This window comes from Falsigemmobacter intermedius (assembly GCF_004054105.1).
GTDB lineage: Bacteria > Pseudomonadota > Alphaproteobacteria > Rhodobacterales > Rhodobacteraceae > Wagnerdoeblera > Wagnerdoeblera intermedia.
In genome coordinates this window covers 1-17,201 of record NZ_SBLC01000014.1, presented here as the reverse complement: position 1 = coordinate 17,201, position 17,201 = coordinate 1, and the positions used below count along the sequence as shown (strand labels likewise).

18 protein-coding genes and 1 tRNA gene are annotated in these 17,201 nt (G+C 61.9%); 11 read left to right on the top strand and 8 right to left on the bottom strand.

Going from position 1 to position 17,201, the window contains the following annotated elements; genetic code table 11:
* Nucleotides 1-156 precede the first annotated feature (156 nt).
* Complete coding sequence (locus tag EP867_RS11160; protein ID WP_128489189.1) at nt 157-1,752, top strand: GMC family oxidoreductase; 1,596 nt, start codon at nt 157-159, stop codon at nt 1,750-1,752.
* Nucleotides 1,753-2,090: 338 nt separating this feature from the next.
* Here the strand turns inward: EP867_RS11160 and EP867_RS11155 are convergent.
* Together EP867_RS11155 and EP867_RS11150 are read right to left on the bottom strand one after the other, a co-directional pair.
* Nucleotides 2,091-2,165: transfer RNA gene (locus EP867_RS11155), tRNA-Gly, on the bottom strand.
* Between the two features lie 102 nt (nt 2,166-2,267).
* Entirely contained in the window at nt 2,268-3,500 is a 1,233-nt protein-coding gene (locus tag EP867_RS11150) for an MFS transporter (RefSeq protein ID WP_128489187.1), read from the bottom strand.
* Between the two features lie 240 nt (nt 3,501-3,740).
* On the opposite strand from EP867_RS11150, the gene EP867_RS11145 reads away from it, so the two are divergent.
* The 8 genes from EP867_RS11145 (at nt 3,741) to proB (ending at nt 9,720) form a co-directional block, all read left to right on the top strand.
* The gene (locus EP867_RS11145) at nt 3,741-4,373 is read left to right on the top strand and encodes an ATP-dependent Clp protease proteolytic subunit (RefSeq protein WP_128489185.1); all 633 of its coding nucleotides are present in this window, start codon (nt 3,741-3,743) and stop codon (nt 4,371-4,373) included.
* A gap of 89 nt (nt 4,374-4,462) precedes the next feature.
* Nucleotides 4,463-5,731, top strand: coding sequence for an ATP-dependent Clp protease ATP-binding subunit ClpX (gene clpX, locus EP867_RS11140; RefSeq protein ID WP_128489183.1), 1,269 nt, complete (start codon nt 4,463-4,465; stop codon nt 5,729-5,731).
* Between the two features lie 119 nt (nt 5,732-5,850).
* A complete protein-coding gene (locus EP867_RS11135) occupies nt 5,851-6,228 on the top strand; it encodes a RidA family protein (RefSeq protein ID WP_206616328.1) in 378 nt (125 codons plus the stop codon).
* 68 nt (nt 6,229-6,296) lie between these two features.
* Nucleotides 6,297-6,674 (top strand): NADH:ubiquinone oxidoreductase subunit NDUFA12, encoded by a 378-nt coding sequence (locus EP867_RS11130; RefSeq protein WP_128489181.1) that lies wholly within the window; start codon nt 6,297-6,299, stop codon nt 6,672-6,674.
* On the top strand, nt 6,671-7,132 hold the full coding sequence (mlaD, locus tag EP867_RS11125; RefSeq protein ID WP_128489179.1) for an outer membrane lipid asymmetry maintenance protein MlaD: 462 nt from the start codon (nt 6,671-6,673) through the stop codon (nt 7,130-7,132). Before EP867_RS11130 ends, mlaD begins: the two co-directional genes overlap by 4 nt.
* On the top strand, nt 7,129-7,482 hold the full coding sequence (locus EP867_RS11120) for a DUF2155 domain-containing protein (protein ID WP_174722320.1): 354 nt from the start codon (nt 7,129-7,131) through the stop codon (nt 7,480-7,482). Before mlaD ends, EP867_RS11120 begins: the two co-directional genes overlap by 4 nt.
* Nucleotides 7,483-7,564: 82 nt before the next feature.
* Complete coding sequence (gene obgE, locus EP867_RS11115) at nt 7,565-8,596, top strand: GTPase ObgE (protein WP_128489177.1); 1,032 nt, start codon at nt 7,565-7,567, stop codon at nt 8,594-8,596.
* A 14-nt stretch (nt 8,597-8,610) separates the two neighbouring features.
* The gene (gene proB / locus EP867_RS11110; RefSeq protein WP_128489175.1) at nt 8,611-9,720 is read left to right on the top strand and encodes a glutamate 5-kinase; all 1,110 of its coding nucleotides are present in this window, start codon (nt 8,611-8,613) and stop codon (nt 9,718-9,720) included.
* Nucleotides 9,721-9,798: 78 nt separating this feature from the next.
* Here proB and EP867_RS11105 read toward each other — a convergent pair whose 3' ends face one another.
* Nucleotides 9,799-10,674 (bottom strand): 3-hydroxybutyryl-CoA dehydrogenase, encoded by an 876-nt coding sequence (locus tag EP867_RS11105; protein ID WP_128489172.1) that lies wholly within the window; start codon nt 10,672-10,674, stop codon nt 9,799-9,801.
* A 129-nt stretch (nt 10,675-10,803) separates the two neighbouring features.
* Between EP867_RS11105 and EP867_RS11100 the strand changes: the two genes are divergently transcribed.
* Nucleotides 10,804-11,559 (top strand): DUF6473 family protein, encoded by a 756-nt coding sequence (locus EP867_RS11100; RefSeq protein ID WP_128489170.1) that lies wholly within the window; start codon nt 10,804-10,806, stop codon nt 11,557-11,559.
* A gap of 47 nt (nt 11,560-11,606) precedes the next feature.
* Here the strand turns inward: EP867_RS11100 and EP867_RS11095 are convergent, their stop codons facing one another.
* The 4 genes from EP867_RS11095 to EP867_RS11080 all read right to left on the bottom strand — a co-directional run bounded on the left by EP867_RS11095 (nt 11,607) and on the right by EP867_RS11080 (nt 14,199).
* Entirely contained in the window at nt 11,607-12,518 is a 912-nt protein-coding gene (locus EP867_RS11095; protein ID WP_128489168.1) for an electron transfer flavoprotein subunit alpha/FixB family protein, read from the bottom strand.
* Nucleotides 12,518-13,279, bottom strand: a complete 762-nt coding sequence (locus tag EP867_RS11090) for an electron transfer flavoprotein subunit beta/FixA family protein (RefSeq protein WP_128489166.1) — start codon at nt 13,277-13,279, stop codon at nt 12,518-12,520. The genes EP867_RS11095 and EP867_RS11090 overlap by 1 nt, the downstream gene beginning before the upstream one ends.
* 130 nt (nt 13,280-13,409) lie before the next feature.
* A complete protein-coding gene (locus EP867_RS11085) occupies nt 13,410-13,985 on the bottom strand; it encodes a cob(I)yrinic acid a,c-diamide adenosyltransferase (RefSeq protein ID WP_128489164.1) in 576 nt (191 codons plus the stop codon).
* Between the two features lies 1 nt (nt 13,986).
* A complete protein-coding gene (locus EP867_RS11080) occupies nt 13,987-14,199 on the bottom strand; it encodes a twin transmembrane helix small protein (RefSeq protein WP_322099015.1) in 213 nt (70 codons plus the stop codon).
* 156 nt (nt 14,200-14,355) lie between these two features.
* Between EP867_RS11080 and EP867_RS11075 the strand changes: the two genes are divergently transcribed.
* Nucleotides 14,356-15,288 carry a hypothetical protein gene (locus tag EP867_RS11075; RefSeq protein ID WP_128489162.1) on the top strand — a complete coding sequence of 311 codons (933 nt, stop codon included), beginning with the start codon at nt 14,356-14,358 and terminating at the stop codon, nt 15,286-15,288.
* 55 nt (nt 15,289-15,343) lie between these two features.
* On the opposite strand, the gene EP867_RS11070 is transcribed toward EP867_RS11075, so the two are convergent.
* The gene (locus EP867_RS11070; protein WP_128489160.1) at nt 15,344-16,942 is read right to left on the bottom strand and encodes a phosphoenolpyruvate carboxykinase; all 1,599 of its coding nucleotides are present in this window, start codon (nt 16,940-16,942) and stop codon (nt 15,344-15,346) included.
* Between the last annotated feature and the right edge of the window lie 259 nt (nt 16,943-17,201).

Below are 17,201 nucleotides of genomic sequence, written 5' to 3'. Positions count from 1 at the left end.
CTGTTCATTTTCGTTCAGTTGCTGTGCGCAGAGTTTCACGTCTGCCCCCTTGTGCCAATGGGCTTCGCGCCGGAAACTCCGGCTCTGTTGCGGAAGGGGATCAGAGCGCCGCATCAGAGATTCTGAACGGATCTGAACAGCACGACGGGAGAGGCCATGGAAACCTTCGACTATATCATTGTCGGCGCGGGCAGCGCTGGCTGCGTCATGGCCAATCGCCTTTCGGCAGATCCGCGCAATCGGGTGCTGCTGCTGGAGGCGGGCGGTAAAGACAATTACCACTGGATCCATATTCCGGTCGGCTATCTTTATTGCATCGACAATCCCCGCACCGACTGGCGCTTCCGGACCGAAGCGGAAGAAGGCCTGAACGGGCGCAGCCTGATCTATCCGCGCGGCAAGGTGCTGGGCGGCTGCTCCTCGATCAACGGCATGATCTATATGCGCGGTCAGGCGCAGGATTATGACACCTGGGCGCAGATGGGCTGCACCGGCTGGGGCTGGGACGATGTTCTGCCGCTCTTTAAGGGCATGGAAGATCACTACAAAGGCGGCACGGATCTGCATGGCTCGGGCGGTGAATGGCGGGTGGAGAAGGCCCGTCTGCACTGGCCGGTGCTGGATGCCTTCCGCGATGCGGCGCTGCAGGCCGGGATTCCCGCGACTGATGACTTCAACAAAGGCACCAATGAGGGGGCCGGTTACTTTGAGGTCAATCAGCGCCGGGGTATTCGCTGGAATGCGTCAAAGGCGTTTCTGCATCCGGTGACGGGGCGCAGCAATCTGAAGGTGGTGACCGGCGCCCAGGCCGGGCGGCTGATCATTGAAGGTGGCGAGGTTCAGGGCGTGCGCTGGACCGTCGGCGGCCAGGAGATGGCAGCCCTTGCCCGGCGCGAGACGGTGCTTTGCGCGGGCGCCGTCGGCACCCCGCAACTGCTTGAGCTGTCGGGCGTCGGGCGCGGCGATGTTCTGGCTGCTGCGGGTGTTCAGCAGGTGGCAGAGGTCGCAGGCGTGGGCGAGAACCTGCAGGATCACCTGCAACTGCGGCTGATCTATAAGGTTAAAGGCGTTGGCACGCTGAACGAGAAAGCCTCGAGCCTTATCGGTAAGGCCATGATCGGGGCGGAATATCTGTTCAGGCGCTCCGGCCCGATGTCGATGGCCCCCAGCCAGCTCGGGATTTTCACCCGCTCCGGCCCTGAGAAGGAAACGCCGGATCTGGAATGGCACGTCCAGCCCGTCAGCCTCGATAAATTCGGCGATCCGGTGCATAAATTCCCGGCGATCACGGCGAGTGTCTGTAACCTGCGGCCCGAAAGCCGGGGCAGCATTCACATCAAATCCGCTGACTTCCGTGAAGCCCCCTCGATCCGGCCGAATTACCTTTCGACCGAAGGCGATCTTGAGGTCGCTGCGCGCTCGATCCGGAAGACGCGCGAGATTGCGGCACAGCCTGCTTTCGCCCGCTACAGCCCGGAAGAGTTCAAGCCCGGTCCGGATTACACCTCGGAAGAGGATCTGCGCCGCGCCGCGCGTGATATCGGCACCACCATCTTCCACCCTGCCGGTACCTGCCGCATGGGCGCGGATGAGGGCGCAGTGGTCGATGCCCGCCTGCGGATGAAAGCTCTTGGCCGCCTGCGCATCGCGGATGCTTCGGTGATGCCGGTCATCACCTCAGGCAATACCAATTCGCCGACCCTGATGATTGCCGAGAAGGCCGCGAAGATGATCCTGGAGGATGCCCGCTGAGCGGGGCATGCTGATCAGGCTGCACGCTTGCGCAGAGGCTCCGGGCCAAAGGCGCGGCTGTGCAGCCTTTTTTAATGGCCAGGCCAAGGGGCAGTGAGACGCGAAAACTGCAGTCTCACAGGCCCCGCCTTTTGGTCTGGTGAGCCGGCATATGATCTCCATACGGGGGATCATATCCGCGGCCATGATCAGAGCCATCACAAAGAGAAGACTTAAGCTGACACCCATATCTGTCCTCCTCCGGATGGATCAGGGCAGTCTGGGGCGGATGTCTTTCAAAACAGTAAAACGCCGGACAGAAATTAAAAAAGCCATCCCGAAGGATGGCTTTTTTAAACTGGAGCGGGCGAGGCGATTCGAACGCCCGACCCTAACCTTGGCAAGGTTATGCTCTACCCCTGAGCTACGCCCGCTCTCTGTGAGGGGGTATTTACGTCCGCCCGCCGCGCTCTGCAAGAGAAAAAATGACGGCGGGCGAAAATTTAGAAGTCTCTGATAAGGCGGGGCTTTCCGCGTCAGCGCGTCCCGGCTTTGGGCTGAGACATCAGCCAGATCAGCGCGCCGCCTGCCAGCACCAGGAAGGGCAGCATGGCCATATTCACCGCCTGCCAGCCCTCTTCAACCGAGCCCCCGGAGCAGTTCATCAGCCCGCCCGAGGAGAAGCTGGCCATGGTCACGCCGCCAAAGACGATCAGATCGTTCAGCCCCTGCATCCGGCCCCGCTCTGCCGGGCTGTGCTGCGCGGTCAGCATGGCCGTCGCGCCGACAAATCCGAAGTTCCATCCCAGACCCAGCAGGATCAGCGCGAGGAAGAAGTTCTCCAGCTCCACACCGCTCATGGCCACGGCTCCGGCGGCGGCCAGGATCACAAGGCCCAGCCCCACCACCCGCGTCGCGCCAAAACGCGCGATGATATGGCCGGTGAAGAAGGAGGGCGCATACATCGCCAGCACATGGGCGGTGACCACATTGGCCGCATCTGAGGTCTCAAACCCGCAGCCGACCACCGCCAGCGGCGAGGAGGTCATGATGAGGTTCATCAGGGCGTAAGAGACCGTGGCACAGATCACGGAAACCGCGATGGCCGGGGTTTTCAGAAGCTCCATCCGGCTGCGTCCCTGGAAGGCGCCGGGGACCGGGGCAGGGGGCCTGGGGATCTTCAGTCCGGCAAAGAGAAAGACGCCCACAAGGTTCAGGCCGATGACCGCGAGATAGGTGCCGAGGAAGGGGAAAACGAAGGCCTCTGCCGTCAGTTTCACCAGCTGCGGGCCCAGAAGGGCCGAGAGCAGCCCCCCCGCCATGACCCAGGAGATCGCCTTTGGGCGGAAGGCCTCTGAGGCGGTGTCGGTGGCGGCGAAGCGGTAGAAGCCCTGGGCGCTCATATAGCTGCCGGTGAAAAGCGCGCCGAGCACAAAGAGCGGAAAGCTTTGGATATAAAGCGCGATTGCGCCCAGGATCGCGCCGATCATACCCCCGATCGCCCCGGCCACAAAGCCCGCGCGGCGACCGTGCTTTTGCATCAGTGACGACAGGGGCGTGGCTGACAGCATCGAGCCGATCACCGTGGCCGAAATCGGCAGCGTCGCCCAGCAGGGGTTGGCGGCCAGCGACTGACCGGCAAGACCTGCAATGGTGAAGATCATCGGCATCTGTGCACCCAGCACGGCCTGAGCCGCGACCAGCACATAGACGTTCTGCCGGGCAAGCCGGTCATCGGGGGCGGGGGTATGGGGTGCGGTCTGGCTCATGACGGGGACGCTAGGCCCGGGCGGCAGGCCCTGCAAGAGGGCAGATTGAACCCCTCTGTGATGCCTGTGCTTTGTTGCGGCCCCGCCGCAGTGACCGGGTGTAAAGACCCCGCCAGGGGCCCGCAATTTCCCTGCGCCCCTTGCGGGGGGGCGGACGCGATACTAAGACTCTGACAAGAGTGCTGTGGCAAAACCCTGTGAGGGGTAATCCACAGCCCATGAAATCAGAGGCGGGTAAAGATGCGCGATCCGGCAGACTTCTATATGAACACCCTCGTGCCTATGGTGGTTGAGCAGACCAGCCGTGGTGAGCGGGCCTATGACATCTTCTCGCGCCTGCTGAAGGAGCGGATCATCTTTCTGTCGGGCCCCGTGCATGACGGCATGTCGACGCTGATCGTGGCGCAGCTGCTGTTTCTGGAAGCGGAAAATCCGAATAAAGAAATCAGCATGTATATCAACAGCCCCGGCGGTGTCGTGACCTCGGGTCTGTCGATCTATGACACCATGCAGTACATCAAGCCGAAGGTCTCGACCCTGGTGGTCGGCCAGGCGGCTTCGATGGGCTCGCTTTTGCTGACCGCGGGTGAGCCGGGCATGCGCTTCTCGCTGCCCAACAGCCGTGTCATGGTGCACCAGCCCTCGGGTGGCTATCAGGGCCAGGCGACGGATATCATGATCCACGCCCGCGAGACCGAAAAACTCAAGCGCCGCCTGAATGAGATTTACGTCAAACACACCGGCAACAGCTATGATGTGATTGAAGCCGGCCTTGAGCGCGACAACTTCATGTCGGCCGAAGAGGCAAAAGCCTGGGGTCTGATCGACGAGATCGTTGAGACCCGCGGCAAAGCCGACACGGACGCAAAGTAACGCCTTCGGGGGTTGAGAGAGACTCCGTGCTCCCGTAATCTCGCGGGAGCAGCTTATGAGGGCCCGGCAGGGCCAAAGGAACGGAACGCATGGCAAGCAATTCGGGCGACAGCAAAAACACCCTCTACTGCTCGTTCTGCGGCAAGAGCCAGCACGAGGTGCGCAAGCTGATCGCCGGGCCGACGGTGTTCATCTGCGATGAATGCGTTGAGCTTTGCATGGATATCATCCGCGAAGAGACCAAGTCTTCGGGGCTGAAATCCGCAGATGGTGTGCCGACGCCGCGCGAGATCGCGAAGGTGCTCGACGATTATGTGGTGGGGCAGGAACATGCCAAGCGCGTCCTCGCCGTGGCTGTGCACAACCACTACAAGCGTCTGAACCATTCGGGTGGCAAAGCCGGCGACATCGAGCTTGCGAAGTCGAACATCCTGCTGATCGGGCCGACCGGCACCGGCAAAACCCTTCTGGCGCAGACGCTGGCGCGTATTCTCGATGTGCCCTTCACCATGGCCGATGCGACCACGCTGACGGAAGCGGGCTATGTCGGGGAAGATGTTGAAAACATCATTCTGAAGCTTCTGCAGGCCTCGGAGTATAACGTAGAGCGTGCGCAGCGCGGCATCGTTTATATCGACGAGGTCGATAAGATCACCCGCAAGTCGGACAACCCTTCGATCACCCGGGACGTCTCGGGCGAGGGCGTGCAGCAGGCGCTTCTGAAGATCATGGAGGGCACCGTGGCCTCGGTGCCGCCGCAGGGCGGGCGCAAGCATCCGCAGCAGGAATTCCTGCAGGTCGACACCACCAATATTCTCTTCATCTGCGGCGGCGCTTTTGCGGGTCTGGAAAAGATCATCGCGCAGCGCGGCACGGCGAAGGGAATCGGTTTTGGTGCGGCGGTCAAAGGCCCCGATGAGCGTGGCACGGGCGAGCTGTTCAAAGAGCTTGAGCCGGAAGATCTGCTGAAGTTCGGCCTGATCCCGGAGTTTGTCGGCCGTCTGCCGGTGATTGCAACCCTTGCTGATCTGGATGAAGCGGCACTGGTGACCATCCTGTCGGAGCCGAAGAACGCGCTGGTCAAGCAGTATCAGAAGCTCTTTGAGATCGAGAATGTGAAGCTGACCTTTACGGCAGATGCGCTCTCAGCAGTCGCGAAGCGGGCGATCAAACGCAAAACCGGTGCGCGGGGCCTGCGCTCGATCATGGAAGATATCCTGCTCGATACCATGTTCGAGCTTCCGGGCATGGAAGATGTGCAGGAAGTGGTGGTCAATGAGGAGGTCGTGAACGGCGCCTCAAAACCGCTTCTGGTGCATACGGATGCGGCGAAGAAAAAACAGGCGGCCAGCGCCTGAGGATTTGAGAGGGCGGGAGGAAACTCCCGCCCTTTCCTTTTGGCGAGAGGCCGGGGGCTTTGCGCCCCCGGACCCCCGCAGAGTATTTGGAAAAAGCCAAAATCAAAGGCGGCGGGATGATGCGGCGGATCTCTTCAGGATCGGTGTTTGAGGCGCAGATCGGCTACAGCCGGGCGGTTGTGCAGGGCGGTCTGGTCTATGTTTCAGGCACCACGGGCTATGATTATGCCAGCATGACGCTGCCCGGGGATGTGGAAGCGCAATGTGCCAATACGCTGGCCACGATTGCGAAGGTGCTGGAGGAGGCGGGCTCTTCGCTCGATCAGGTGGTGCGGGTTCGGTATATTTTGCCGGACCGGCGCGATTTTCCGAAATGCTGGCCGCAGCTGAGCGCGGCTTTTGCCCGGGCGCGGCCCGCGGCGACTATGATCGAGGCGCGTCTTATGGAAGATGCGATGAAAATTGAAATCGAAGTGACCGCGGTCTGTGGCGAATAAGCGCAGGCCCTCTGGACCCGGGGCGGTGGTTTTTTTATAACCGGGCCAACTGAACGCGTGGAGTCGCCATGAAGAATTTTCTCCTCAGTTTTGCGACCTGGTGGAATGGCCAGACGCTGAACACCCGTTTCCACACCTGGCGTCACGGTGTGAAGGTCGGCGAAGACCCGCAGGGCAATACCTATTATCAGTCGAAAGACGGCAAGCGCCGCTGGGTCATCTTTAACGGGGAGATGCAGGCAAGCCGGGTGCCGAGCGACTGGCATGGCTGGCTGCACCACACCTTTGCGGAGCCGCCGACAAAAGCGCCGCTTACGCATAAGCCGTGGGAGAAGCCGCATATGGAGAACCCCACGGGAACGGCGGCTGCCTATGCCCCGGCGGGTTCGCTGATGCGCGCAGCCCCGGTGCAGCGCCGCGATTATGAGGCCTGGCAGCCCGAATGAGCGAGGGCAGCAAGGCAGAGGTTGCGGTCGGAGCAGCAGTGCTCGCGATCGCAGCCGGGTTTCTGATTTACGCAGCCCAGGTGACTGGCCTTGGTCCCTCGGGGGGCGCCTATGAGTTGCGGGCGCAGTTTCGCTCGATCGAAGGTGTGCGCGCCGGGACGGATGTGCGCATCGCCGGGGTGAAAGTCGGCACGGTGACGTCGACCTCGCTCGATCCGCAGAGCTTCATGGCAGAGGCGCGGTTTACCGTGCGCGAGGGTGTCGAGATCCCGGAGGACAGCATCGTCATGATTTCCTCCGAGGGTCTGTTGGGCGGCAATTTTGTTGAGATTTCGCCCGGCGGTTCGCTGGAGGTGCTGCCGCCAGGCGCTGAGGTCGAGGATACCCAGGGCTCGGTGGGGCTGATCTCGCTTTTGATGAAATTTGTCGGCGGCGATAAAAAAGAGGACGGGCAATGATCCGCGCTGCCCTTCTGGCTCTCTTGATGGCCTTGCCCGCGCAAGCGCAGACTGTGACGGAAGGGCGGGGCGCGGCCCTGCGCTGGCTGGATAAAATGTCGGGCGAGACCGCGGATGTGGAGTTGTCGCGCGGCCAGGCGGCCGTCTGGGGGCGGCTGACCATCCAGCTCGACAGCTGCCGTTTTCCGGCCGATAACGCGACCTCTGAGGCCTGGGCGCATCTGACCATTCGCGACTCGGTGGCGGATAAGGCTGTCTTCAACGGCTGGATGCTCGCCAGTTCTCCGGCGCTTTCGGCTTTGGATCATCCGCGCTATGATGTCTGGGTTCTGCGCTGCCTGCAGAGCTGAGACTGCGGCACTTTCCCGATTGAGCCTTCACCCCTTTTCGGGGTAGGAGCCTCCTTTGGGTGCCGCGCGAAAGGATATTGCCATGAAGTTTCTTGACCTCTGCAAGGTCTATATCCGGTCCGGCGGCGGCGGTGGCGGCGCGGTGTCCTTCCGTCGTGAGAAATTCATCGAATTCGGCGGCCCGGACGGCGGCGACGGCGGTAACGGTGGTTCGGTTTACGCCGAGGCCGTTGAAGGTCTGAACACGCTGATCGATTTCCGCTATCAGCAGCACTTCTTCGCCAAGAACGGCCAGCACGGCATGGGCAGCCAGCGGACCGGGCGCAACGGCGATGACATCGTTCTGCGCGTCCCCGTCGGCACCGAGATCCTTGATGAGGATGAAGAAACCGTCATCGCTGACCTGACCGAAGTCGGCCAGCGTGTTGAACTGGCGCATGGCGGCAACGGCGGCTGGGGCAACCTGCGCTTCAAATCCTCGACCAACCGGGCGCCGGCACGTGCGAACCCCGGCCAGGAGGGGGTTGAGCGCACCATCTGGCTGCGGTTGAAACTGATCGCGGATGCGGGTCTTCTGGGCCTTCCGAATGCCGGTAAATCGACCTTCCTCGCGGCGACCTCGAATGCGCGTCCGAAAATTGCCGATTACCCTTTCACCACCCTGGTGCCGAACCTTGGGGTCGTGGGCGTTGACGGCAAAGAATTCGTCATGGCGGATATTCCGGGTCTCATTGAAGGCGCGTCTGAGGGGCGGGGCCTTGGTGATCAGTTCCTCGGCCATGTTGAGCGCTGCGCCGTTCTTCTGCACCTCGTGGATGGCACCTCTGAAACGGTGGCCAATGATTACCGCACCATCATCGGTGAACTGGAAGCCTATGGCGGAGAGCTGGCTGAAAAGCGGCGGATCACCTGCCTGAACAAAACCGATGCGCTTGACCCCGAAACCCTGGCCGAGCGTCTTGCTGAACTGCAGGAAGCCGCGGGCGGTCAGGTCTACGCTATTTCGGGCGCGGCCGGCATTGGTCTGCAGGAGGTGCTTCGGGCATTGATGAGCGAAATCGAAGCCCGTAAAGCTGAAGCCGAAGAAGACGCGGCGGGGCCCTGGCGCCCCTGAGGTGAGGCCCGAATATGACTGCCCCTGATGTGACCCAGGCGCGCCGCCTGGTGGTGAAGATCGGCTCCGCTTTGCTGGTGGACCGGGTGACGGGCCTGCGCGGCGACTGGCTGCGCGGCCTTGCCGAAGATGTGGCCGCCGCACGGGCGCGCGGCAGCGACGTGGTGCTGGTCTCCTCAGGGTCAATCGCACTCGGACGGCGCGTCCTCGGCCTGCCGGAAGGCCCTCTTGCGCTTGAGCAGTCCCAGGCAGCGGCAGCCGTGGGCCAGATCCGTCTGGCCCGCGCCTATGAGGAGGTGCTCGCGCCGCATGGCCTCAAGGCGGCACAGGTGCTCGTGACGCTCGAAGATACGGAGGATCGCCGCCGCTACCTCAACAGCCGCGCGACCCTTGAGACGCTGCTGAACCTCGGCGTCATCCCGATCGTCAACGAAAACGACACCGTCGCCACCGATGAGATTCGCTTCGGTGACAACGACCGGCTGGCCGCGCAGATTGCCGTGACCATCGGTGCCGACCAGTTGCTGCTTCTCTCGGATGTCGACGGTTTCTACAGCGCCAATCCCAAGACCGATCCTTCTGCACAGCGCTTTGATCTCGTTGATCAGATCACACCCGAGATCGAAGCCATGGCCGGCGATCCGATCTCCGGCCTCTCAAAAGGCGGGATGAAAACGAAAGTCATGGCCGCCAAAACCGCTGTTGCCGGCGGCTGCGCCATGGCGATCATGGAGGGCTCAGTCTATCGTCCGCTCTCCGCGCTGGCCAAAGACGCGAACCGCACCTGGTTCCTGCCGCTGTCGGATCCGCAACATGCCCGCAAGCGCTGGATTGCCGCCATGAAGCCCCGCGGCACCGTGCAGCTGGATGAAGGCGCCGTGCGTGCCCTTCACGCCGGAAAATCGCTGCTTCCTGCCGGTGTAACCCGGGTGTTCGGCAGTTTCGGGCGCGGCGAAGCGGTTCAGATCACAGACCCGCAGGGGGCAGAGCTTGCCAAAGGCCTGATCCGTTACACCGACGCCGAGGCCCGCGCCATCGCCGGCCATCAAAGTTCAGAGATTGAAAGCATTCTGGGCTACCCCGGCCGCGCCGCTCTCATCCATCGTGACGATCTCGCGATCTGATCTTTGGGTTTTTAAAAATACTCCGGGGGTCCGGGGGCAGCGCCCCCGGCCTCTCCGCTCCAGGCGCCCGATGCACGCTCAGCGCGTCGGCACCGGCTCTTCGCCGCGATAATCGTAAAAGCCGCGCTTCACCTTACGTCCCAGCCAGCCGGCCTCCACATATTTCACCAAAAGCGGGCAGGGGCGGTATTTGGTATCGGCCAGCCCCTCATGCAGGACGTTCATAATCGACAGGCAGGTATCGAGCCCGATGAAATCCGCAAGCTCCAGCGGACCCATGGGATGATTGGCCCCCAGCTTCATCGACTGATCGATTGAGCGGACATTGCCCACCCCTTCATAAAGCGCATAGACCGCCTCATTGATCATCGGGATCAGAATGCGGTTGACGATAAAGGCCGGAAAATCCTCGGCAGAGGCAGCGGTCTTACCAAGGGTCGCCACCACCTTCAGAAGCGTCTGATAGGTCTCCTCGCTGGTCTGAATCCCGCGGATCAGCTCCACCAGCTGCATGACCGGCACCGGGTTCATGAAGTGAAAGCCCATGAACCGCTCGGGCCGCTCGGTGCCTGCCGCCAGCCGCGTGATCGAAATAGAGGAGGTGTTGGAGGTCAGAATTGTCTCAGGCCGCAGATGCGGGCGCAGCTCTTCAAAAAGCTTCACCTTCACCGCCTCACGCTCAGTTGCGGCCTCGATGACCAGATCGCAGGCCCCCAGATCAGCCAGCACCCCGGTGGTACGAATGCGCCCCAGAGCAAGCGCCATTTCCGCCTCAGTCGTCTTGCCGCGGCTCACCTGACGCTCAAGATTACGGGCAATCAGCGCCATGGCCTTTTCCAAGGCCTCTTCGGAAATATCAGTCAGCAGAACGTCATAGCCCGACTGCGCAAAAACATGCGCAATGCCGTTTCCCATCTGTCCGGCACCGATGACGCCAACTGAACGGATTTCCATATTTTCCTCCGGGAGATGTCCGAAAGCGACATTAGGCCGCGCTGAGGCGCAAGCGCAAGCGGCAGCGTTTAACCGCTCCTTATCCTCTCCCGGCTAAACAGGCTGCGGGTGTGATTTATGGGGGTGGGCATGGGCAGGCTTTCGCCGCTCTGGGCTGAGCCGCAATTTCCGACCTGCCTTTTCGGGCAGTCGCGACTGCGGTTTCGCGCACAACAGCAGATTACCGGCCGCGCGGATGTTGCGGTTCTGGGCAGCGGGATAAGTTTCGGTCGTTTCTCTGAGGCGCCGTGGCCTGAACTTCTGGCCCGCCGCTCCGGGCTGCAGCTTCGAAACCTTGCCGTGCCACAGACAGGGCCTGAGGCCTGGGTTCAGGACGATGATCTGATGGCCCTGGCCGCCCGATCCTCGCTGCAACTGGTCGAGGTACCCTCCTGCCTGCGGGTCTCTAACCGGTTCTGGCAGCTGCATCCGCGCCGCAGCGACCGGATTGTCCGGGTGCTGCCCGGGCTCATCTCGCTTTATCCTGAACTGGATCTGGCGGAGGTGGTGTTTGCGGGCCATCTTCTGCGGCTTCTTGAGAGCATCTGCCCGCGCCGGTTTGACCTGATCCGCGACGCGGCAGAGCGGGCCTGGCTTGACCGGATGAACGGACTTCTGGCCGAGCTTCCGGGTCCGGTGGTGCTTCTTTGGCTCCATTTCCCGCAGCCGCGCGCGCTCTCACCTGGTGCGGATCTGGTGCAGGCGCTGCGCAGCAAGGTCCGCGCGGTGATCGAGGTGAAGGTCACTCCCAATCGGGACGCAGCGGGGCCGGCGGTCCATTTTCCGGATGCCGCGTCGCACAGCCGCATCGCTGAAAGGCTGAGCCAGCTGTCCGATCTGATGTAAAAAGGGCGCCCTGAGGCGCCCTTTTCCGTCCTGAGCCGCGGTGCGGATCAGAGCTTACCGGTGAGTTCCGGAACGATCTGGAAGAGATCGCCGACCAGGCCGTAATCGGCCACCTGGAAGATCGGGGCTTCTTCGTCTTTGTTGATCGCGACGATGACTTTCGAGTCTTTCATCCCGGCGAGGTGCTGGATGGCACCCGAGATGCCGACAGCGATATAGAGCTGCGGGGCAACCACTTTACCGGTCTGACCAACCTGCAGATCGTTCGGGGCATAGCCCGAATCGACGGCAGCGCGCGAAGCACCGACAGCCGCGCCGAGCTTGTCGGCCAGCTGGCCCACGATCGCGAAGTTTTCTTCCGAGCCGACGCCACGGCCGCCCGATACGACGATCTTCGCCGAGGTCAGATCCGGACGATCCGAGGCCGCAACCTTGTCTTCCACCCAAGCCGAGAGATCCGAGGTTTTCGGAGCCACGGCCTCAACAGCAGCCGAGCCACCCTGACCAGCCGCCGCAAAAGCAGCGGTCCGGACGGTAAAGACTTTAACCTTATCGGAAGACTTTACGGTTTGAATGGCGTTACCGGCATAGATCGGACGCGAGAAGGTGTCGGCGTCGACCACTTCGATCACATCGGAGAGAACCATGACGTCCAGAAGCGCGGCTGCACGGGGCAGTACGTTCTTCGAGAAGGCGGTCGCAGCCGCCGCGATGTGGCTGTAGCCACCCGCGATCGAGACGATCAGATCGGCAACCGATTCCGCCAGGCCGTGGCCTGCGTCCTCAGCGTGCAGAACTTTCGCAGCGCCTTCCAGCTTTGCAGCCTCGGCCGCAGCAGCAGCCGGACCTGCGACGAGGATATGAACCTCGCCAAGCGCTTTGACGGCCGAGAGAGCCTTGGCGACCGCATCGGTTGCCAGAGCGCCGTTGTTGACATCAGCAAGCAGCAGAACAGCCATCAGAGAACCCCCGCCTCGTCTTTCAGTTTCGCAATCAGCTCATCCACCGAGCCCACTTTCACACCGGCTTTACGGCCGGCGGGCTCTGCGGTTTTCACCACGGTCAGGCGCGGGGTGACATCGACGCCGTAATCGGCAGCGGTCTTTTCCTCGAGCGGCTTTTTCTTTGCCTTCATGATGTTCGGCAGCGAAGCATAGCGCGGCTCGTTGAGGCGAAGGTCGGCGGTGATGACAGCCGGGAGCTTCACTTTGATGGTCTGCAGACCGCCGTCGACCTCACGGGTCACGGTCGCGGCATCGCCCTCAACGGTGATTTCCGAAGCAAAGGTCGCCTGCGCCCAGCCCAGAAGGGCTGCGAGCATCTGACCGGTGGCGTTCAGATCGTTGTCGATCGCCTGTTTGCCCGCCAGAATGATCTGCGGCTGCTCTTCTTTGGCAACGGCAGCCAGCAGTTTTGCAACGGCCAGCGGCTCGATGTCGGTGTGAACATCGGAGGCAGCTTCGATCAGGATCGCGCGGTCCGCGCCCATGGCAAGGGCGGTGCGCAGGGTTTCCTGGGCCTGTTTCACGCCGATCGAGACCACGACGATCTCAGTGGCGACGCCTTTTTCTTTCAGGCGGATGGCCTCTTCGACTGCGATTTCGTCAAAGGGGTTCATCGACATTTTCACGTTGGCGAGGTCTACCCCCGAGCCGTCCGCTTTCACGCGGGCCTTCACGTTATAGTCGATGACCCGCTTTACGGGGACAAGAACCTTCATCGGCACATCTCTCCATCCTGACGTGACCTGACGCGCAGGTCACAGATCCGATCCGAAGCGGTGTTAGCCTGTCCACATCTTTTAGGACAGGTCAAAAAGACGCAGGACAGATCAAAACGTGGCGTTGCCATTAGCCTCTTGTCAGGCCTGGAACCCAGAGTACGTCCTTGTTTCCGCTATCATTTGCAATTCGCCCGGCAACAAAAAACCAATCCGAGAGCCGGTTGAGGTAGCGGATTGCCGCCGGGTTGACTGATTCGTCCTGTGAGAGGGCGACGGCCAGGCGCTCTGCACGGCGGCAGACCGTGCGGCACAGGTGCAGATGCGCCGCAAGCGCTGAGCCGCTGGGCAGGATGAAGCTGCGCAGGGGTGAGAGATCCGCATTCATCGCATCGATCTCGCGCTCAAGCCGGTCGACCTGGGCATCGATCATCCGCAGCACCGGATAGCCCGCCTCCGCGTCTTTCTCCATCGCCGGGCGGCCAAGGTCGGCGCCAAGGTCGAAAAGATCGTTGGAAATCCGCGCCAGAGCGGCATCCAGATCGCCTTCCGCATGCAGTCGGGCAAGGCCGACGGTGGCATTGGTTTCATCCACCGTGCCATAGGCATCAACCCGGGCTGAGGATTTCGCAACGCGGGTGCCATCAACCAGGGCCGTGTCGCCCTTATCGCCGGTGCGGGTGTAGATCTTTGACAGCACAACCATCTCAGTTGCCGCCCTGCATGCGCGACCAGGCGAAAAGAATGATGAGCAGAACGGCCACGAACTGTGCGCCGATGCGCCAGCGCATGATGCGATTGCCGTTCCGGCGGTTGAACTCGCCGCCACGTGCGAAGGTCACCACCCCGAAAATCAAAATGGCAGCCACGACCACGGTCGCGGCCACCGCGATGTAAAACAGCGGGTCATCTGTCAGCATGGGGGGTCCTCTCTCTCTTTCCACGGATGTAGCCCGTTTCCTGTGGCGAAGCAGCAGAAAATAAAACATCCTTGGGTTGTATCGTCGCTGCGGCCGGCGCGGACTGGCCGGCGGCTGCGGTCTGTTCGTTTGTGAAACGGGGTGCTGGTAGCGGGTATGAGTGAGATCCGGAGCGGGAATTACGTGCTGCGTGCGCGGCTGGATCAGGCGCAGGGGCCGGTCCTCTTCTGCTTTCATTTCTGGGATCCGAGGCCCGGGCTTGAGGGCGAGATCTTCGCGGAAAGCTATGCGCAGGCGCGGGGCTGGAACTGGATCGGGATCAGGCCGCTGCGCAACGACTGGTATCAGGGCGAAGAGGTTCCTGACCTGCTGCGTCGGGCGCGTGATCTGGCGGGGGGGCGTCGTCTGGTCTGCTATGGGCCGAGCATGGGGGCCTTTGCGGCACTGAATTTCGCCGGGCTGCTGCGAGCGGATTACGTGCTCGCTCTGGCGCCGCAGTTGACCGTCAATCCGGCCCACAGGCTTTATGATGACCGCTGGGCCGCAGATTCGGCGCAGATCACCTTTCGCCACGAATGGATTGAGCGGGGCCCGGCCATTGAGAAGGGGGTTCTGATCTTCAGCAGCCACCAGCGAGAGGTCTGCCACGCGAGAGAGATCCTGCGTCATCATCCGGCGCTGACTGCAATGGTGGTGCCCTTCGCCGGGCATCAGCCTGGATGGGTGCTGAGCGAGGCCGATGTCTTGGGGGATCTGGTCAGGGCGGCGATGGAGGGGCGCATTCCGATGCCGGAGGCCCGGCATAACCTGCGACGCAACCGGCTGCGCTCAAAGACCTATGTGCAGGAACTGCTGTTCTGGTTGCAGCGGCGCGGCGCGGCGGCGGGGGCGCTGGATCTGATCCGGGGCCGGCTCGCAGCGCATCTTTTTCAACACTGGCCGATTGCCCTCGCGCATCATCTCTGCCTGCGCGATCTGGGGCGCTGCGATGAAGCGGCGGAGGTTCTGACCCCCTGGCTCACCTCAGAGGAGCATGGGGGAATAGCGGGATGGCATCTGCAACAGATGCGAAAGGACACGCCCGAATGACAAAGGCCCCGCGCGGGGCGGGGCCTTTGTGAAGATCTTACCGATCCGCCTGGCTTCAGCCGATGGCAGCGGCTTTGACGTCTTCGTCGACGTTGTCGAGATACTGCGCGAAGTTCTTCGAGAACATCTCAACCAGTTTCTGTGCCTGAGCGTCGTAGGCGGCCGCATCAGCCCAGGTCGAACGCGGGTCGAGCAGACCGGTGTCCACGCCGTTCACGGCAACCGGAACCTCAAAGCCGAAGTTCGGGTCAACGCGGAATTCCACGTTGTTCAGCGAGCCGTCGAGCGCTGCGGTCAGCAGAGCGCGGGTTGCCTTGATCGGCATACGCTTGCCAACGCCGTGCTTGCCACCGGTCCAGCCGGTGTTCACCAGCCAGCAGGTTGCGCCGGTTACAGCGATCTTTTCCTGCAGCAGCTTGCCGTAGACTTCCGGACGACGCGGCATGAAGGGCGCGCCGAAGCAGGTCGAGAAGGTCGGGGTGGGTTCAGTCACGCCGCGCTCGGTGCCCGGGGTCTTCGAGGTGAAGCCCGACAGGAAGTGATACATCGCCTGAGCCGAGGAGAGACGCGCGATCGGCGGCAGAACACCGAAAGCATCGCAGGTCAGCATGATGACGTTCTTCGGCTGACCACCAAGGCCGGTGTCCGATGCGTTCGAGATATACTCGAGCGGATAGGCACAGCGCATGTTGTCGGTCAGCGAGTTGTCGTCAAAGTCCAGCTCGAGGGTATCGGCGTCATAGACCATGTTCTCAATGACGGTGCCGAATTTCGAGGTGGTGCCATAGATCTCCGGCTCAGCTTCTGCCGAGAGGTTGATCGTTTTGGCGTAGCAGCCGCCTTCGAAGTTGAAGGTGCCGTTGTCCGACCAGCCGTGCTCATCGTCGCCGATGAGGACGCGATTCGGATCTGCCGAAAGCGTGGTCTTACCGGTGCCCGACAGACCGAAGAACACAGCGGTGTCTTCCGGATTGCCGACGGCATGGTTGGCCGAGCAGTGCATCGGCATGATGCCTTTTTCCGGCAGCAGGTAGTTCAGCAGGGTGAAGACCGACTTCTTGTTCTCGCCTGCATATTCGGTATTGCCGATCAGGATCAGCTTTTTGTCGAAGTTCAGCGCGATGACGGTCTCGGTCCGGCAGCCGTGGCGGGCCGGATCTGCCTTGAATTTCGGGCAGTTGATGATCGTCCATTCCGGCACGAAGCTGTCAAGCTCCTCGCGCGCCGGGCGGCGCAGCAGGTGACGGATGAACAGGTTGTGCCAGGCCAGTTCCGAGACCACGCGAACGTCGAGACGATGCGCGGGGTCAGCGCCGCCGAACAGGTCCTGAACGAAGTAATCGCGGCCTTTCATGTGCTCCAGCATATCGGCGTGGAGCAGATCAAAGGCCTCGGGGGTCATCGGGGCATTGTTTTCCCACCAGATGGAATTTTCCACCGAAGGGGTGCGGACAACGAATTTGTCTTTGGGCGAACGGCCCGTAAACTGGCCCGTCGACACCAGGAAGGCTCCGCCCTGACCAAGGCGGCCCTCACCGCGCGACACGGCGGCTTCGACAAGCGCCGGTTCGATCAGGTTGTAATAGACGTTGCCAAGACCGGAAATGCCTTGATCTTCAAGCTTCCGGGCCGGGTTCACGCGTCCATGATCCATGTGCAGGCTCCATGCCGCCTGAGCGGCCTCTTCAGTGAAACTCGGCGGGACACCGTGACTACACCCGCCGTTCGTGCCCCTCCGGGGTCCGATGGCGGCGCTATAACACGCCGGCGCGGTCTGGGAACAGGGAACATTCCTCAGTTAGCGCAACCAGGTGCGGTTTAGCGCAACCACCCGCAAAAGTTGCGACATATTAGGGTCCGTGGACATTCATCGTAAAGCGATGATGGCCGCTGCGAGATACCAGTTGGCAGCA

Bases quoted from the DNA above. Each gene is read 5' to 3' on its own strand.
- EP867_RS11160 (WP_128489189.1), top strand. From the start codon at position 157: ATGGAAACCTTCGACTATATCATTGTCGGCGCGGGCAGCGCTGGCTGC.
- EP867_RS11150 (WP_128489187.1), bottom strand. From the start codon at position 3,500: ATGAGCCAGACCGCACCCCATACCCCCGCCCCCGATGACCGGCTTGCC.
- EP867_RS11145 (WP_128489185.1), top strand. From the start codon at position 3,741: ATGCGCGATCCGGCAGACTTCTATATGAACACCCTCGTGCCTATGGTG.
- clpX (WP_128489183.1), top strand. From the start codon at position 4,463: ATGGCAAGCAATTCGGGCGACAGCAAAAACACCCTCTACTGCTCGTTC.
- EP867_RS11135 (WP_206616328.1), top strand. From the start codon at position 5,851: ATGCGGCGGATCTCTTCAGGATCGGTGTTTGAGGCGCAGATCGGCTAC.
- EP867_RS11130 (WP_128489181.1), top strand. From the start codon at position 6,297: ATGAAGAATTTTCTCCTCAGTTTTGCGACCTGGTGGAATGGCCAGACG.
- mlaD (WP_128489179.1), top strand. From the start codon at position 6,671: ATGAGCGAGGGCAGCAAGGCAGAGGTTGCGGTCGGAGCAGCAGTGCTC.
- EP867_RS11120 (WP_174722320.1), top strand. From the start codon at position 7,129: ATGATCCGCGCTGCCCTTCTGGCTCTCTTGATGGCCTTGCCCGCGCAA.
- obgE (WP_128489177.1), top strand. From the start codon at position 7,565: ATGAAGTTTCTTGACCTCTGCAAGGTCTATATCCGGTCCGGCGGCGGC.
- proB (WP_128489175.1), top strand. From the start codon at position 8,611: ATGACTGCCCCTGATGTGACCCAGGCGCGCCGCCTGGTGGTGAAGATC.
- EP867_RS11105 (WP_128489172.1), bottom strand. From the start codon at position 10,674: ATGGAAATCCGTTCAGTTGGCGTCATCGGTGCCGGACAGATGGGAAAC.
- EP867_RS11100 (WP_128489170.1), top strand. From the start codon at position 10,804: ATGGGCAGGCTTTCGCCGCTCTGGGCTGAGCCGCAATTTCCGACCTGC.
- EP867_RS11095 (WP_128489168.1), bottom strand. From the start codon at position 12,518: ATGGCTGTTCTGCTGCTTGCTGATGTCAACAACGGCGCTCTGGCAACC.
- EP867_RS11090 (WP_128489166.1), bottom strand. From the start codon at position 13,279: ATGAAGGTTCTTGTCCCCGTAAAGCGGGTCATCGACTATAACGTGAAG.
- EP867_RS11085 (WP_128489164.1), bottom strand. From the start codon at position 13,985: ATGGTTGTGCTGTCAAAGATCTACACCCGCACCGGCGATAAGGGCGAC.
- EP867_RS11080 (WP_322099015.1), bottom strand. From the start codon at position 14,199: ATGCTGACAGATGACCCGCTGTTTTACATCGCGGTGGCCGCGACCGTG.
- EP867_RS11075 (WP_128489162.1), top strand. From the start codon at position 14,356: ATGAGTGAGATCCGGAGCGGGAATTACGTGCTGCGTGCGCGGCTGGAT.
- EP867_RS11070 (WP_128489160.1), bottom strand. From the start codon at position 16,942: ATGGATCATGGACGCGTGAACCCGGCCCGGAAGCTTGAAGATCAAGGC.